We start from the raw sequence: 16,070 nt of genomic DNA, 5'->3' as shown, positions 1-16,070 counted from the left end.
TCGGCGCGACTCAATCGAGCTCGTCGGCGTTGCTGTTGGCGCCAGCACCATCGGCAAAATTCAAGCCGTGTTTGCGCAGTTTGTCATGCAGGGTTTTGCGTGGAATACCCAGCGCTTCGGCGACGCTGCGCAACGAGCTGTGAGAGCGCGCCAGTTCGGTGGCGATCAGGTTCTTTTCGAAACTCTCCACCTGCTCGCTCAGATTACCGCTGAGCACTGCGGTGAGCGGTGCAGCGCTGCCATCCGGAACGCTGTTGTCCAGCGCGAGTTCCAGGCCCAGGGCGAAACGTTCGGCGGCGTTTTGCAGTTCGCGGACGTTGCCTGGCCAGGTATGCCGCAGCAGTAGAGCCCGTTGTCCGGGTTGCAGTTCGTGGGGTGGCAGACCGTGGCGTTCACTGGCTTCGTTGGCGAAGTGCTGGAACAGCATCAGCGCGTCTTCACCGCGTTCACGTAGCGGCGGAATGCGCAGCGGCGCGACGTTCAAGCGGTAGTACAAGTCGGCACGAAAACGCCCCTGATCCGCCGATTGGCGCAGGTCTTCCTTGGTTGCGGCGATGATCCGGATGTCCAGCGGGATCAGCTGATTGCCGCCCAAACGCTCGACCACCCGCTCTTGCAGCAAACGCAGCAATTTCACCTGCACGTCCAGGCTCATGCTTTCGATTTCATCGAGGAACAGCGTGCCGCCGTTGGCGAATTCGAATTTGCCGATCCGGCGCTTTTGCGCGCCGGTGAAGGCACCGGGTTCGTGGCCGAACAATTCGCTCTCGACCACCGACTCGGCCAGCGCCCCGGCGTTGATCGCGACAAACGGGCCATTGCGGCGGTTCGACAGGTCGTGCAGGGCGCGGGCCACCACTTCCTTGCCGGCACCGGTTTCACCGAGGATCAACACATCGGCCTTGGTCGGCGCCAAGGCACCGATCTGTTCGCGCAGGCGCAGCATCGGTGCCGATTGCCCGACCAGTCGCGTGCTGAGCTGATTGCGATCGCTCAGGGCCAGCCGCAGGCTGCGGTTATCCAGCACCAATTGGCGCAAGGCCAGGGCGCGGCGCACGCTGTCGAGCAACGCATCGCTGGCGAATGGTTTTTCGAGGAAGTCATAAGCGCCGGCACGCATCGCCTGCACGGCTAAAGGCACGTCGCCGTGACCGGTGATCAGCAATACCGGCAACTCCGGGTCCTGGGCGTGCAATTCGCTCAACAGTTCGAGACCGTCCATGCCCGGCATGCGGATGTCGCTGACCACCACACCGGACCAGTCGCGCTCCAGGCGCGAGGCGAGGCCCTTGGCTTCGGCCAATGGCAGGATTTTCAGGCCGGCGAGGTCCAGCGTCTGGCTCAGGGCCTGACGTAGATGCGGATCGTCATCGATCAGCACGACCTGGATGCGGTTGTCGATCAGGTTGCTCATTCACTGCGGTCCTCGGACGGTTGCAGACTTACACCGGGTGCGCCCGCGCGCAGCCGCAGGGTGATCAGGGCGCCGCCTTCCTTGTGGTTGGCGAACGACAGTTCACCACCGAAGGCGCGCATCAGGGTGTCGCAGATGGCCAGCCCCAATCCAAGGCCCTGAGTGCGGGTCTTGGTGGTGTAAAAAGGTTCGCCGGCGCGGCCGAGGGCCTCCATGCAGAACCCCGGACCGTTATCGCGAATGTACAGGTTGACGCCGTCGGTGGTGGATTCGGCACTCAACCAGAGTCTACGTGGCGGGCCTTTTTCGGTCAGGGCGTCGAGGGCGTTGGCCAGCAGGTTGCCGAGCACCTGGCGCAGTCGGGTTTCGCCGGCCTCGACCCACAGCGTGGCGGCCGGCAGATCACGGATCAGCTCGACTTCCATTGCCCGCCTGCGCTTGGCCAGCAACGCCAGTGCATCGTCCAGTGCCGGTTGCAGCGCGACACTTTCCGGCGCGTGGCGGTCGCGACGGGCGAAGGCGCGCAGGTGGGCGATGATCGAGGCCATGCGCCCGGTCAGTTCGCTGATCAGTTTCAGGTTGCCGCGGGCATCGTCGGTGCGCTGATGGTCGAGCAGCACTTCGGCGTTTTCCGCGTAGCTGCGAATGGCCGCCAGCGGTTGATTCAGCTCGTGGCTGATGCTTGCCGACATGGTGCCCAACGCCGAGAGTTTGCCGGCCTGGACCAGATCATCCTGGGCGCGCACCAGTTCCTGTTGCGCCTGTTCGCGTTCCAGCACTTCCTGCTTGAGGCGACGGTTGAGACCTTCGAGATCGCTGGTCCTTTCGGCGACGCGCGCTTCCAGTTCGCGGCGGGTCTTGGCTTCGAAGGCGATGCGCTGCAAGTAGTGACGACGGCGTTGCATCAGCAGTCCCAGCAGCAACATCAACACCAGCAACGTGGCCCCGCCGATAGCCACCACTGTGCGCACCGGTCGGTCGATCAGGGTTCTGGGCGCAAGGATGCTGACGCTCCAGCCGGTTTCTGCGATTTGCTGAGTCTGGATCAGCCAAGCGTCCGGGTTGAGGTTCAGTGGTTGCGGATCACGAGTCGGGTAGGGCTGGATGGCGGTGATCGCCGTGCGCTCCTCATCACTCAGCGGACGGGTCGCCCTGAAGCGCCAATCCGCGCGTGAGGTGATGATGACCACCCCGTTGTGGTCGGTCAGAAGCAGTTGTTCAGGGGTTTTGCCCCAGAGGCTTTCGGTGTGGTCGAGGTCGACCTTGACCACCAGCACACCGATGATCTGCTCGCCATCGCGCACGGCTCCTGCAAAGAAGTAACCACGTTTGGCCGACGTGGTGCCCAGGCCGAAAAAGCGCCCGAGACGACCTTGCATGGCTTCGCTGAAATACGGCCGGAAGGCAAAGTTACGTCCGACAAAACTGTCGTGTTTGTCCCAGTTGGAAGCCGCCAGGGTCTTGCCGCTGGTGTCCATCAGGTACATGACTTCGGCGCCAGTCTGGGTGCGGATGTCCTTGAGCAGGCGGTTGGCGTTGTCGGTGGTCAGCGGTTGATGCGGCGCGGCGAGAACGGCACGCAGGGCCGGCAGATCACCGAGGATCTGCGGCAGTACCTCGTAACGGTGCAGGGTCCCCAGCAGGTTGGCGACGTAGAGGTCCAGCGTCTGGCGATTTTGCCCGGCCAGTTCGCTGCGGTAATAGCGCTCGGCCAAGTGCTGCAGTGGCCACAGCAACGGCGCCAGGCACAGGGCGAGCAGGCCCAGGCTGCGCCAGCGAGGTCTGCGAGGGAGTGTTGGGGTCATAAGCATCGGGCGCCTGAAGGTACAGGCGCATTATGCCTAGCCTTGTTCGGCAAGACACTCAGGCGAAGACGTCGGCGTCCTTGAGCAGTTTGCCTGCCTGGTCCTTGGCCGACAGCTGCGGCGCTTCGCCGAGTTGCCAGTCGATACCCAATGCCGGGTCATCCCAGCGAATGCAACGCTCGGCCGATGGGGTGTAGTAGTCGGTGGTTTTATAGAGGAACTCGGCGTAGTCACTCAGCACTACAAAGCCGTGGGCAAAACCTTCCGGCACCCAGATTTGACGGTTGTTCTCAGCCGAAAGGCGTACGGCGACCGACTTTCCAAAGTGAGGCGAACTGCGACGGATGTCCACTGCCACGTCGAGCACTTCACCGGCGATGACACGCACCAGTTTTCCCTGGGTATTTTCCAGTTGGTAGTGCAAACCACGCAGCACACCTTTTTGCGAGCGGGAATGGTTGTCCTGAACGAATATTGGATTCAGACCAGTCGCGGCCTCGAAAGCCTTGGCGTTGAAGCTTTCGTAAAAGAAACCACGCTCGTCACCAAATACCTTCGGTTCGATGATCAGAACACCGGGCAGATCGGTGGTGACTACATTCATGGGGGTTTCTCCAGCAATCGTGAATTTGTGGTGATGGACGACATTCTTGCTCAAAGCAGCGGCCGGCGCGAGAAGTGCCGCGTATGGGGGTTGCGTATCGCAGTCAGCAGTGGCGATATAGACGCCTTATAAAAATTCCAGGGGTCGTTGTATGTTGCTCGCCACGTTGATTCACCGCGCCAGTCTGGCTAGCCCGCAAGTCTCCGCGCAGCAAGCGCTGGAGCTGTTGCGCGAGCACTATGGCCTGAGCGGGACGCTGCAGTCGTTGGGCAGCCAGCAGGATCTCAACTACCGGCTCGACAGCGACCAGGGCCGTTTCGTTTTCAAAATCTGCCGTGGTGACTACGCAGCGCTGGAGTTGCAGGCCCAGCACGCAGCGCTCAAGCATTTGGGCACACAGCCTGGGCTGCAGGTGCCCCGGGTGATCCCGGCGAAAAACGGTGAAGACCTGCTGACCCTGGAACTTGCCGGTCAATCACTGCATGTGCGCTTGCTCGACTACATCGAAGGTCAATCGCTGACCCACCTCAAACACCTTGGCCATGAACTGGTCGCCGGCCTCGGCCAGCTCTGCGGCGAAATGGACCTGGCGCTGGCCGGATTCGAGCATCCGGGGCTTGAGCGCACCTTGCAGTGGGACGCCCGGCACGCCAGTGCGTTGATCAACCACCTGTTGCCAGTGATCAGCGACGAGCGGCAGCGAGCGTTGATCGCCGAGGCCGCGCAACAGGCCGAACGGCGTTTGCAGCCACTGGTGGCGAAGTTGCCAGTGCAAGCCATCCACATGGACATCACCGATGACAACGTGGTCTGGCAGCGGGATCAGCAGCGTCACTGGCAGTTGCAGGGCGTTATCGATTTCGGCGATCTGATTCGTACCTGGCGCATTACCGATCTGTCGGTGACCTGCGCCGCGCTGCTGCACCATGCCGATGGCGATCCGCTGTGCATTCTGCCGGCGGTGCAGGCTTACCACGCGGTCAATCCGCTGAAGCACGAAGAGTTGCAGGCGCTGTGGCCGATGATCGTCGCGCGTGCGGCGGTGCTGGTGCTCAGTGGTGAGCAACAGGTCAGCATCGATTCGCAGAATCAGTACAGCCGCGACAATCTGAACCACGAGTGGGAGATTTTCCGCGTCGCAACCTCGGTGCCGTTTGAGCTGATGGAGGCGGCCATTCTGGTGGCGGTCGGCCAGTCACTGCCGGCGATTGTGAGCCAGGGTTTTGCGCCATTGCTGCCGAGCCTGGTGGGCCGCGAGTTTGCCTTGATCGACCTCGGTGTCCTGAGTCCGCATTTCGAAGCGGGCAACTGGGAGCAGGACGGTATCGACCAACGTCTGTTGGTCGAAGCGGCGGCAGCTCATGGTTTGGCAGCCAGTCGTTACGGGCAATACCGTTTATCGCGGACGCGTCCGGACAGCCCCTTCGAGCCGGACACTTGTCCGCTGCACGTCGACTTGCGGGTGCCACAGGGCACTACGGTCGAGGCACCGTTTGCCGGCGTCGTGCACCTGGCCGCTGACGGCCGCTTGCAACTGGACAGCGCACAGTTGAGTGTGCGCCTGTGGGGTGTCCATCCCTCGCTACACACAGGTGCGGCCGTGCTCAAAGGGCAGGTGCTGGGTGAAGTCAGTGGAGCGTTGCGGGTCCAACTCAGCCGTGGTGCGGAACTGAATCCTCCACTGTTTTGCATACCATCGCGCGCATCTGCCTGGCAGGCGTTGTGCCCATCGCCGGCAGCGTTGTTGGGGCTGGCTTGCGATGCTGAAGCTGAACTCGATTCGCACACCTTGCTGGCACGCCGCGATGCGAGTTTTGCCCGCTCGCAAAAACACTATTACGTCGATCCTCCGCGCATCGAGCGTGGCTGGCGCAATCACCTGATCGACATGCAGGGGCGTTCCTACCTGGACATGCTCAACAACGTTGCGGTGCTCGGTCACGGTCATCCACGCATGGCGGCCGAGGCCAGCCGTCAGTGGTCGTTGCTCAACACCAACTCGCGTTTCCACTATGCGGCAATCGCCGAGTTCTCCGAGCGCTTGCTGGCGCTGGCGCCGGACTCGATGGATCGGGTGTTTCTGGTCAATAGCGGCACCGAGGCCAATGACCTGGCGATTCGCCTGGCGTGGGCCTACAGCGGCGGTCGCGACATGCTTAGCGTGCTTGAGGCGTATCACGGTTGGTCGGTGGCGGCCGACGCGGTGTCGACTTCAATTGCAGATAACCCCAAGGCCCTCAGCAGTCGTCCGGACTGGGTGCATCCGGTGACCGCGCCGAACACTTATCGTGGCGAGTTCCGTGGCCTCGACAGCGCACCGGATTATGTGCGCAGCGTCGAACACAACCTGGCGAAGATTGCCGAGCAGAAGCGGCAATTGGCGGGTTTCATCTGCGAGCCGGTGTACGGCAACGCGGGTGGGATCTCACTGCCTCCGGGTTACCTGAAACAGGTGTATGCGCTGGTTCGCGCCCAGGGTGGCGTGTGCATCGCCGACGAAGTGCAGGTGGGTTATGGCCGCATGGGCAAGTTCTTCTGGGGCTTCGAAGAGCAAGGCGTGGTGCCGGACATCATCACCATGGCCAAGGGTATGGGCAACGGCCAGCCATTGGGTGCGGTCATTACCCGTCGTGAAATCGCCGAAGCACTGGAGGCCGAAGGTTATTTCTTCTCGTCGGCTGGCGGCAGCCCGGTTAGTTGCCGCATCGGCATGGCGGTGCTGGATGTGATGAAGGAAGAGAAACTTTGGGAAAACGCCCAGGTCGTTGGCGGGTATTTCAAGGAACGGCTTGAGGCGTTGATCGACCGCTATCCATTGGTGGGCGCGGTGCATGGCTCCGGCTTTTATCTGGGCGTTGAGCTGATTCGCAACCGCGAGACCCTGGAACCGGCCACGGAAGAAACCACCGCACTGTGCGACCGCCTGCGCGAGTTGGGGATTTTCATGCAGCCGACCGGCGATTACCTGAACATCCTCAAGATCAAACCGCCGATGGTGACCTCGCGACAAAGCGTGGATTTCTTTGTCGATACCCTGTCGAGGGTGCTGGACGAAGGGCTCTAAACACATCCCCCCTTGTGGGAGCGAGCTTGCTCGCGATGAGGCTGGTACATCCAACATTAATGTTGACCGTCAGACCGTCAGACCGTCAGACCGTCAGACCGCCATCGCGAGCAAGCTCGCTCCCACAGGGATTGCGTTTAAATTCGATTGATATCGGCTTTAACTGAAGTATTTTCGATTGGTGGATGTTTTATAGCTTTAAAAGCCGATTTTTATCGGTTATAAAGTCGCCTAACGCCACGGCGTGGATCACCGCGCCTGTCCGTTCCCATTTCTGTCATCGGTCGATGCCACATCGACCCTCTGAACCCGCCCGGGAGATGATTCATGAGCCGTATCGTTACTGTCGCCGCTACCCAGATGGCCTGTTCCTGGGACCTTGAAGCCAACATCGAGACCGCAGAGAAGCTGGTCCGTGAGGCTGCAGCCAAAGGCGCACAGATCATCCTGATTCAGGAATTGTTCGAGACCCCGTACTTCTGCCAGAAACCGAACCCGGACTACCTGCAACTGGCCACCACGGCCTCCGAAAACGTGGCCATCAAGCACTTCCAGAAAGTCGCCAAAGAACTGCAAGTCGTGCTGCCGATCAGCTTCTTCGAACTGGCAGGTCGCGCACGTTTCAACAGCATCGCAATCATCGATGCCGATGGCAGCAACCTCGGGATTTATCGTAAAAGCCATATCCCGGACGGTCCTGGCTACCACGAGAAGTACTACTTCAACCCGGGCGATACCGGCTTCAAAGTCTGGAATACCCGTTACGCGAAAATCGGCGTGGGCATCTGCTGGGATCAGTGGTTCCCGGAGTGCGCCCGCAGCATGGCGTTGCAAGGAGCGGAAATCCTGTTCTACCCAACCGCCATCGGCAGCGAACCGCACGACAAGACCATTTCGTCCCGCGATCACTGGCAGCGCGTTCAGCAAGGCCATGCCGGCGCCAACCTGATGCCGCTGATCGCCAGCAACCGCATTGGCAATGAAGAACAAGACGGCTACGACATCACCTTCTACGGCTCCTCGTTCATCGCCAACCCGTTCGGCGAGAAAGTCCAGGAGCTCAACGAAACTGAAGAAGGCGTACTGGTTCAGAGCTTCGACCTTGACGAACTGGAGCACATCCGCAGCGCCTGGGGTTCGTTCCGTGATCGTCGCCCGAACCTGTACGGCGCAATCAAAACCCTCGACGGTTCCCTGGAGTCCTGATCACTATGACTACTTTGCACAGCACGCCTCGCGCTGACGGTTTTTACATGCCCGCCGAGTGGGCGACCCAGACCCAGACCTGGATGGTCTGGCCGGAGCGCCCGGACAACTGGCGCCTGGGTGGCAAGCCAGCGCAGGCCGCTCACGTTGCGGTGGCCAAAGCCATCGCGCGTTTTGAACCGGTGACTGTTGCCGTCTCGGCGGCCCAGTACGAAAACGCCCGAGCGCGTCTGGACGTACCGAATATTCGCCTTGTCGAGATGTCCAGCGACGACGCCTGGGTCCGTGATACCGGCCCGACATTTGTCATCAACAACAGCGGCGAAGTCCGTGGTATCGACTGGGATTTCAACGCCTGGGGCGGCTTCGATGGCGGTCTGTATTCACCATGGAATCGTGATTCGCAAGTGGCCGGAAAGATCCTTGAGATCGAGCGCAGCCCGCGTTACCGCACCGAGGGCTTCGTGCTCGAAGGCGGTTCGATTCATGTCGATGGCGAAGGTACGCTGATCACTACCGAAGAGTGCCTGTTGAACCGCAATCGCAATCCGCACATGAACCGTGCCGACATCGAAGCGGTGCTCAGCGCACAGCTGGCTGTGGATAAAATCATCTGGCTGCCGGACGGTCTGTTCAACGACGAGACCGACGGTCATGTGGATAACTTCTGCTGCTACGTGCGTCCCGGTGAAGTGCTGTTGGCCTGGACCGACGACCCGCAGGATCCGAACTACCCGCGTTGCCAGGCCGCGATGAAGGTGCTGCAAAGCAGCAAGGACGCCAAAGGCCGCCCATTTACGGTGCACAAAATGCCGATTCCGGGGCCGCTTTACGCGACCGAGGAAGAGTGCGCAGGTGTCGACCCGGTGGACGGTACCCAGGAACGTAACCCTTCGGTGCGCCTGGCCGGTTCCTACGTGAACTTCCTGATCGTCAACGGCGGCATCATTGCGCCGAGTTTTGACGATCCGCTGGACGCGCAAGCCAAGGAAATCCTCCAGAACCTGTTCCCGCAGCACGAAGTGGTGATGGTGTCGGGGCGTGAACTGTTACTGGGTGGCGGTAATATCCATTGCCTTACCCAACAACAGCCAGCACCGCACAAAGGTTGAGTGAAGTTGTAACAACCGGCGGCACTGGATTGATGGGGGCTATGCCCGGTTTATTCGAGTGACCCCTATCTAGCCCGCAGCTCTTATGGACTGCGGGTTTTTTTACGTCCACATGCCGGCCTGGCGGGCACTTTGGCATAGCTCTTGTATCTGTTTGAGAGCAATTCTCGGGAATGTAGAACCGCGTTGTTCTGTCATAAACCTTGGATAAGTTAGCCGCTCACAAACCAGGAGAGAGCGCCGGAAATGAATATGGTCAGCGAGCGGACATCGCATCCCTTGGCAATGAATGGCGAATCGCTTCAGGTGCTGGCGCAATGGTTGAAATCCAACGGAACGCGACAGGTCAGAGAACCTGACCCGCGCAGGATGATGATCGAGCGTTATCCCGCTGGTTTGTTCAGTGAGGCAGAGCTTGAAGCCTTGTGGGCTGTGATTGAAGGATAGAAAGCAAAGGATTGGTAAAGCGCTGCCCGGATGGCAGCGCTTTTTTTTGCCTTAAGAAACTGTAAGTCCCGGTTTCGCCCCGCCTGCAGTGGCCCAAACACCCATTCGACCGATCTGCGAAACAGACTAAAAGCCAATCCGGCGTTTTTCGTTCATCGACAGAGGAATAGTCTGCCGACATCGAATTCCTACGACTTTGCTGGAGCTTTCCATGTCTACCACAACCCTTCATTACATCTACGATCCACTGTGCGGCTGGTGCTACGGTGCCAAGCCTTTGGTGCAAGCGGCACAGGCCGTTTTGCCGGTGATCGCCCATGGCGGCGGCATGATGACCGGTGCTAACCGGCAGACGGTTTCGCCTCAACTGCGCGATTACGTGATGCCTCACGACCGACGCATCGCCGAATACACCGGGCAGCCGTTTGGTGAGGCGTATTTCGAAGGCTTGCTGCGTGATCACACTGCGGTGTTCGATTCGGCACCACCGATTGCTGCCGTGCTGGCTGCTGAGCAACTCGCCGGACGTGGGTTGGAACTGCTGGGGCGTTTGCAGAGCGCGCACTACGTGGAAGGTCGGCGGATTGCCGATGAAGCGGTGTTGCTGGAACTCGCCGTGTCGATTGGCCTGGAAGCAGAGTCCTTCAAGCGCGAGTTCAAGGACGCACTGGCGAACGAAACCCAAGACCACATCAAGCAAAGCCGCGCGTTGTTGGCGCAGGTTGGTGGCCAGGGTTTTCCGACACTGGCGCTGGAACAGGACGGTCAATTTACCTTGGTCGACATCGGCCCATGGCTCGGTAAGCCTGAAGCTTTTGCCGCCTGGTTGAGCCAATCGGTCGTCACTCAGCCGAGCGAATCCACTTCCCCGGTTCAGGCTTGTGGCCTGGACGGTTGTGCTCACTGATTTCATACCTTACGCGGAGCAACCCATGGATAACCTGAGCTTGATCAAAAGCACTTACGAAGGTGCCAACTCCCAGGAAAACGCACGCAACACTGCTGCGGCGTTGGCTGCCGATGCACAATGGACCGAAGCCGCGGGGTTTCCCTACGCTGGAACCTACGTTGGTTTCGACGCCATCGTCGAGAATGTCTTCAAGCGTCTGGGCACTGAATGGGAAAGTTTTCAGTTCAAGGTCGAGAGCTATGTCGCGCAGGATGACAAGGTATTTGCCTACGGAAATTACAGCGGAATCTACAAAGCCACGGGCCGCCCGATGAACGCTCGAGTCGCGCATTTGTGGACTCTGGCGAATGGCAAAGTCACCCATTTCGAGCAGTTTGTAGACAGCCACACCGTGCAGTTAGCGATCGCTGACCAGTAAGTTCTTAGACGATTTTCGCCTAATCACAGACGATTCACGAAATTGACACATGCTGAGGGGCGCGGCTAGGATTCGCCCCCACGCCTGTGGCCAACCGCCACGACTCCAAAAAATAATAAGGGCCTGCCTCGCTTTTGCGTGGGCGGGCCTTTTGTTTTGGAATGAAAAAAGAGCGCCATAGCAGCCATTTCAGCCACCGGTCACAGCGCGTATCAACCCGTAATAAGGAAAATAACATGTTGAACATGCGGATCGGTCTGATCGCACTGGGGATTTTTAGCGCTACTCAAGCCATGGCAAATGACCAAGCTGAGTCCAAAGGTTTTGTTGAAGGCAGCAGCCTGAAAGTGCTGTTGCGCAACGCCTACATCAATCGCGATTACAAGGACGGTAACCCAGACAAGGCCGAGTGGGGCCAGGCTGCCATCGGCACCTTCTCCTCGGGTTTCACTCAAGGCACCGTGGGTGTCGGCGTCGATGCCTTCGGTCTGTACGCCCTGCGTCTCGATGGCGGCAAGGGCCGTAGCGGCGCGGGAGGTATCGACTTCTTCAAACAAGGCGACAGTGGCGAAGCCGCCGATGACCTGGCCAAGGCTGGCGCGGCGGTAAAATTCCGTCTGTCCAACACCGTGCTGACCTACGGTGACCAGATGCCGGCACTGCCGGTACTGAACTACGACAACGCCCGTCTGCTACCTGAAAGCTATACCGGCACCTTGATCACCTCCAAGGAGATCAAAGGCCTGGAGCTGAATGCCGGCCGTTTCACCGCCGAATCGCGCAAGAGCGCTGAAGGCCGTGACAGCGGTGGTCTGAAGTCGATCAACGTGTTGGGCGGTAGCTACCAGTTCACCGAACAGTTCAAAGGTGCGTTCTACGCGTCCAACGTTGAAGACGTTCTGAAGAAACAGTACGTGAACCTGAACTACGTGTTCCCGCTGGCCACCGATCAGTCCCTGACCCTGGACTTCAACGGTTACCAGACCAAGCTGGACAAGTCTTACGCTCTGGAACATGACACCGAAGGCCAGGACAACAAAATCTGGAGCCTGGCAGCGACCTACGTCACTGGCCCGCACTCGTTCACCCTTGCGCACCAGCGCAGCACCGGTGACAGCAACCTCGGCTACCCGTACGGCGGCTATCAGAAAGAACAGGGTCGTGTCGGTGACGGTGGCAACACCATCTACCTCGCCAACTCCTACTGGTCCGACTTCAACGCCGAAGACGAGCGCAGCTGGCAGCTGGGCTACGGCCTCGACTTCGGCGCTTTCGGCGTTCCAGGCCTGACCTACAACGTGGCTTACGTGCGTGGCGACAACATCACCACCGCCACCAGCACCGGTGGCACCGAGCGCGAAATTTTCAACCAGTTCAAGTACGTGGTCCAAAGTGGCCCGGCCAAAGACCTGAGCGTGAAAGTTCGCAGTTCGGTCCTGCGCGTGTCGCAGAAATCCAGCGACTACAACGTCAGCGGCAACGAAGTCCGTGTGTTTGTGGATTACCCGATCAATATCTTCTGATGATCGGCTGAGTGGATAAAACTCAATAGAAAACCCCGACTGGCTCGGGGTTTTTTATTGCTTCATTTTGGTAAAAGCGTTCTAAAGTTGTCTTTTTTTGCATCAAAAAGTCGACTCAAGGACTCTTTTCGCAGCATTTCAAACAACGCTTGATATGCCTGAAATTCTTTCTCATGGACGGAAATTCTGCACCTAATAGATTAGGCCGCTCACTGCAGCGGAGACTAGTAATGATCGTTTTAAACAGAGAAGTTGGCGAATCGCTAAGGCGCGACAAATTTGTCAACGTCCAGGGTGGTGACTTCAATCTCTACGGTCATTTCGCCGACTTCGTCAGACTGACCAAAAGTTGGGAAAACATGGAGCCGGACAGCTACTACGGCCAGGCCGATTCCGGTATGCGCTTCCGTCGTTACAGCGACTTCGAATACAACCCGGTGACCCGCGACCTCAAGCAGCTGGAACACCGCGCCTATGTGCAATCCAAGGCTAACAACAGCTACGTGGGCGGGCTGGAACGACACTTCCAGGACTTCTCCAATGAAGTGATCAATTCGCCGGTGATGCGCAGCCTCATCGACATTGACTTTGAAGTGTACAAAAACGTTCTGCCACCGGAGTTGCACGATGAAATCTGGCAATGCCAGATCCATCAGATCCGCATCGAGATCAAGCCGGGCAAACAACTGGAAATCACCCCTGAAGGCATCCATTGCGACGGTTATCCGTTCAGCGGTGTGCACTTCTGGGGACGCAACAATGTTGACGGTGCCGAGAGCCGTCTCTACAGCGCCCAAGAAGAGCAGTTGGCGTCGACGACTTACCAGGAAATCCTCGACACCACCTTCTTCCTCGACCGCGACATGCGTCACTACGTGACCCCTGCCCGCAATACCCATTCTCACGACATGGCGTACCGGCAGATCCTGGCGATTTCCTTCTCGCGGCCCGGGACCGCTTTCGACATTGTTCGCTGAACAGCTCGCCCCCATGGACAGCCCCTCGGCATCGGTGATGCTGTGGCGCGCCAATGCCAAAGATGCGCTGCGCCTTGAGCGTTTCTTCCGGCAGTTCGATGAAGTGTCGTTCTGCGAATGGCAGGACGCCCAATGCCTGCGCAGTGTGTTGGTGCAGAAGACCACCACTGCGTACCTGGCGCTCGACGTCAATGGCGAAGTGGTCGGCGCGGTGCTGGGTGGCATGCTCGGCAGCCGTGGCACCATCAACCACTTGGCGGTGAGCCCGGAGTATCGCGCACAAGGCGTGGGCCAGCGCCTGGTGGAAGCGGCATCGGCGGATATGAAACGGGTCGGTGTACTGCGGATGTTCCTGTTTGTCGACGATGCTAACCTTGCCGGCAAACGCTTTTGGACTGCCCAGGGTTTTTGCGAGCCGCGTGGCGAAACGACATTTGAGAGGGATCTATGAATGAGACGTCCAGCAGCCAGCCGCTGATGGTCGAGCCGCAGCCTTCGCGCACCTTTGCCGAAGCCAGCCCGGTGGTGGCCGGCTACTTCACGGTGTCGTTCGTGTTTGGTTTGATGACCGTCAATGCCGGGTTGCCCGTGTGGTTGCCGGTTGCGATGTGCCTGTTTGTCTACGCCGGCGCTTCGCAGTTCGCCGCGTTGGCGCTGATCTCCAGCGGCGCTTCGCTGACCACGATCATCCTCACCACGTTCCTGATCAATGCGCGGCATATGCTGATGTCGGTCTACATGGCCAAGGCGTTGCGGGTGTTAGGGCTCAGTCGTTTTGAACGGTGGTGCTATGCCGGCGGGCTGACGGATGAATCGTTCGCCTTCCACAGTGTGAAACTGGGCAGCGGCGCGTCGGTCAATGTGCGTTACCTGATCGGCTTCAACCTGTTTTGTCACACCTCGTGGGTGCTCGGCGGTTTGCTCGGGGCGATCTGCGCGCAGTACGCAGCGCACCTGATCAAGTATCAACTCGACTATGCCCTGACCGCGATGATGCTCTACGTGCTGGTGTCGCTGTGCAACACCCGCAACAAACTGATCGCAGCACTGGCCGCGGTCGCCTGCATGGGCGCCCTGAGCCTGGTCGGCAGCTCGCCTTTCAACGTATTTATCGCCACATTCGTCGGCTGCGGGGTGGGTGTATGCCTGACCAAACGTTCCTGATTCTGGTCGTCGTGCTGATGATGGCTGTGACCTTCCTGCCACGCGCGTTGCCGCTGCAAGTGAACACCGACCATTGGCCGCCCTTTGTCGCCCGGGCGCTGGAATACCTGCCAGTGGCGATCGTCGCTGCGATCAGCCTCACGCCCTTGTTGATCAAGGACCAGCATGTGCAGCTCGATCGCCCGGAATTTTACGCAGCGATTCCGACGTTGTTATGTGCGTATTTCAGCAAAAACCTCTTTCTCAGTGTGGCGGTTGGAACGGCTGCGTACATTGCGCTCGGCTCGTTCATGTAGGCCCAGGTCGACTACATCGCTTAATGCCTGGCCCGACAACTCCGGGTTATTGACCGCCAGCCGCACTTCGAGGAAATCCTCAAAGCCAGGGAAAATGGTCAAGCCGTTACGCTGGGCCGCCTCGCGGGACACCATGCCGAGGCCGTCCATCTGTGTGATCAGCGACAGGGTCAGGGTTTCGCTGCAGGAATAAATCATCCGCTGACCGGATTCATAGTTGCCGAGTCCCGCGTCGAGAAAGCGCAAGAAACTGTGGGAATACGGACAATCGTCCGCCGGACGAACCTGAAACTTATCGCCCAGCAACACCAGCGGATCGTTCTCCTGACCGCAGTGAGCGCCCACCACCTGAACGTGCACATCTGGCAGCACAATGCTCGGCAATCCGGGCTTTTGCGGGCCGATCAACACGGCGAGGTCGAAGTCTTCATTCTTGAGTTTGCTGAGGTTTTCCATCGACTCGGCGTAGCTGAATTCCAGCTGGTGGTCAGGAAACACCTCAATCAGACGTCCGATCATTCTCCGATTGAAGTCCTCCGACAGCGTGGTATTCAACGCAACCTTAAGTGTGCGTTGTCCAGGCACCTTCAGCGCGGCGACTTTTTCTTCCATCTGCCGTGTGGCGACCAACACCTTGTCCATGTAGGGCGTGAGCTCCGTGCCCTGCGAGGTCAGGGTCAAACCCTTGTTGGAGCGTCGAAACAGGCGAAAACCAAACTGCTCTTCGACCTTGTTCAACTGCGCGGCCAACGCCTGCACTGTCAAACAGGAGTGCTCCGCCGCCGACGACAACGAGCCGGTCTGCACGATGCGCATCAGGTTGCGTAAGGTTCTGCTATCCATGGGGTAATGCCCTCTAAAGTGGGCTGGCAATTGTTGTGTACCTTGCGGCCTATCCGGCGCCAGATGCTGGCTATATTCCTGCACCTGAGCATAGTTGTCGCGGGTTTAGTAGCGAATTGATTCCACAGCCGATGGCTGGAGGCTTACACAGGATCGGGGTTTTTGCGGTGGTGGGGGATTGGGGCAAAAAAAGCGAGGGTTGCGCGGTTTTTCAGTTTGGGCAATTTAGATGGCGAATATTCGTTTACGGATTAAATTCACCTGTTTATTCGTATTTGTACTAGTCT

Annotated in this window: 15 protein-coding genes; 11 read left to right on the top strand and 4 right to left on the bottom strand. The window is 59.0% G+C overall.

All coding sequences use genetic code 11. From position 1 onward, the window contains the following. Positions 1 to 10: 10 nt before the first annotated feature. Genes AC1RKH_RS07080 through rfbC form a run of 3 tightly spaced genes read right to left on the bottom strand, consistent with a single transcriptional unit; the run spans position 11 to position 3,823 of the window. The gene (locus tag AC1RKH_RS07080; RefSeq protein ID WP_493061923.1) at positions 11 to 1,414 is read right to left on the bottom strand and encodes a sigma-54-dependent transcriptional regulator; all 1,404 of its coding nucleotides are present in this window, start codon (positions 1,412 to 1,414) and stop codon (positions 11 to 13) included. After that, a complete protein-coding gene (locus AC1RKH_RS07075; RefSeq protein ID WP_493061924.1) occupies positions 1,411 to 3,219 on the bottom strand; it encodes a sensor histidine kinase in 1,809 nt (602 codons plus the stop codon). The genes AC1RKH_RS07080 and AC1RKH_RS07075 overlap by 4 nt, the downstream gene beginning before the upstream one ends. Positions 3,220 to 3,277: 58 nt before the next feature. Continuing rightward, positions 3,278 to 3,823 carry a dTDP-4-dehydrorhamnose 3,5-epimerase gene (gene rfbC, locus AC1RKH_RS07070; RefSeq protein WP_493061925.1) on the bottom strand — a complete coding sequence of 182 codons (546 nt, stop codon included), beginning with the start codon at positions 3,821 to 3,823 and terminating at the stop codon, positions 3,278 to 3,280. A 151-nt stretch (positions 3,824 to 3,974) separates the two neighbouring features. Between rfbC and AC1RKH_RS07065 the strand changes: the two genes are divergently transcribed. The 11 genes from AC1RKH_RS07065 to AC1RKH_RS07015 all read left to right on the top strand — a co-directional run bounded on the left by AC1RKH_RS07065 (position 3,975) and on the right by AC1RKH_RS07015 (position 14,940). Continuing rightward, a complete protein-coding gene (locus AC1RKH_RS07065; protein WP_493061926.1) occupies positions 3,975 to 6,887 on the top strand; it encodes an aminotransferase in 2,913 nt (970 codons plus the stop codon). A gap of 327 nt (positions 6,888 to 7,214) precedes the next feature. Next, entirely contained in the window at positions 7,215 to 8,093 is an 879-nt protein-coding gene (gene aguB, locus AC1RKH_RS07060) for an N-carbamoylputrescine amidase (RefSeq protein ID WP_493061927.1), read from the top strand. A gap of 5 nt (positions 8,094 to 8,098) precedes the next feature. Beyond that, complete coding sequence (gene aguA, locus AC1RKH_RS07055) at positions 8,099 to 9,205, top strand: agmatine deiminase (protein WP_493061928.1); 1,107 nt, start codon at positions 8,099 to 8,101, stop codon at positions 9,203 to 9,205. Positions 9,206 to 9,451: 246 nt separating this feature from the next. Continuing rightward, positions 9,452 to 9,652 (top strand): hypothetical protein, encoded by a 201-nt coding sequence (locus AC1RKH_RS07050; protein ID WP_123424046.1) that lies wholly within the window; start codon positions 9,452 to 9,454, stop codon positions 9,650 to 9,652. 211 nt (positions 9,653 to 9,863) lie between these two features. Continuing rightward, positions 9,864 to 10,559: a DsbA family protein gene (locus AC1RKH_RS07045; RefSeq protein WP_493061929.1), complete on the top strand. Its 696-nt coding sequence runs from the start codon at positions 9,864 to 9,866 to the stop codon at positions 10,557 to 10,559. A 25-nt stretch (positions 10,560 to 10,584) separates the two neighbouring features. Then, complete coding sequence (locus tag AC1RKH_RS07040; protein WP_493061930.1) at positions 10,585 to 10,980, top strand: nuclear transport factor 2 family protein; 396 nt, start codon at positions 10,585 to 10,587, stop codon at positions 10,978 to 10,980. Between the two features lie 236 nt (positions 10,981 to 11,216). Continuing rightward, on the top strand, positions 11,217 to 12,503 hold the full coding sequence (locus AC1RKH_RS07035; protein WP_493061931.1) for an OprD family porin: 1,287 nt from the start codon (positions 11,217 to 11,219) through the stop codon (positions 12,501 to 12,503). A gap of 230 nt (positions 12,504 to 12,733) precedes the next feature. Continuing rightward, positions 12,734 to 13,480, top strand: a complete 747-nt coding sequence (locus AC1RKH_RS07030; protein WP_493061932.1) for a 2OG-Fe dioxygenase family protein — start codon at positions 12,734 to 12,736, stop codon at positions 13,478 to 13,480. A gap of 13 nt (positions 13,481 to 13,493) precedes the next feature. After that, positions 13,494 to 13,931 (top strand): GNAT family N-acetyltransferase, encoded by a 438-nt coding sequence (locus AC1RKH_RS07025; protein WP_493061933.1) that lies wholly within the window; start codon positions 13,494 to 13,496, stop codon positions 13,929 to 13,931. Next, the gene (locus tag AC1RKH_RS07020; protein ID WP_493061934.1) at positions 13,928 to 14,644 is read left to right on the top strand and encodes an AzlC family ABC transporter permease; all 717 of its coding nucleotides are present in this window, start codon (positions 13,928 to 13,930) and stop codon (positions 14,642 to 14,644) included. Before AC1RKH_RS07025 ends, AC1RKH_RS07020 begins: the two co-directional genes overlap by 4 nt. Beyond that, complete coding sequence (locus AC1RKH_RS07015; RefSeq protein WP_010464672.1) at positions 14,623 to 14,940, top strand: AzlD domain-containing protein; 318 nt, start codon at positions 14,623 to 14,625, stop codon at positions 14,938 to 14,940. The genes AC1RKH_RS07020 and AC1RKH_RS07015 overlap by 22 nt, the downstream gene beginning before the upstream one ends. Here the strand turns inward: AC1RKH_RS07015 and AC1RKH_RS07010 are convergent. Beyond that, complete coding sequence (locus tag AC1RKH_RS07010) at positions 14,857 to 15,783, bottom strand: LysR family transcriptional regulator (RefSeq protein ID WP_493061935.1); 927 nt, start codon at positions 15,781 to 15,783, stop codon at positions 14,857 to 14,859. The two genes, AC1RKH_RS07015 and AC1RKH_RS07010, sit on opposite strands and share 84 nt — an antisense overlap. Positions 15,784 to 16,070 lie beyond the last annotated feature (287 nt).

The sequence above is a fragment of the Pseudomonas sp. GW822-FHT06B12 genome (assembly GCF_058799675.1).
Note: the sequence above shows the minus strand (reverse complement) of the source record. Positions and strands in the feature narration are given on the sequence as shown.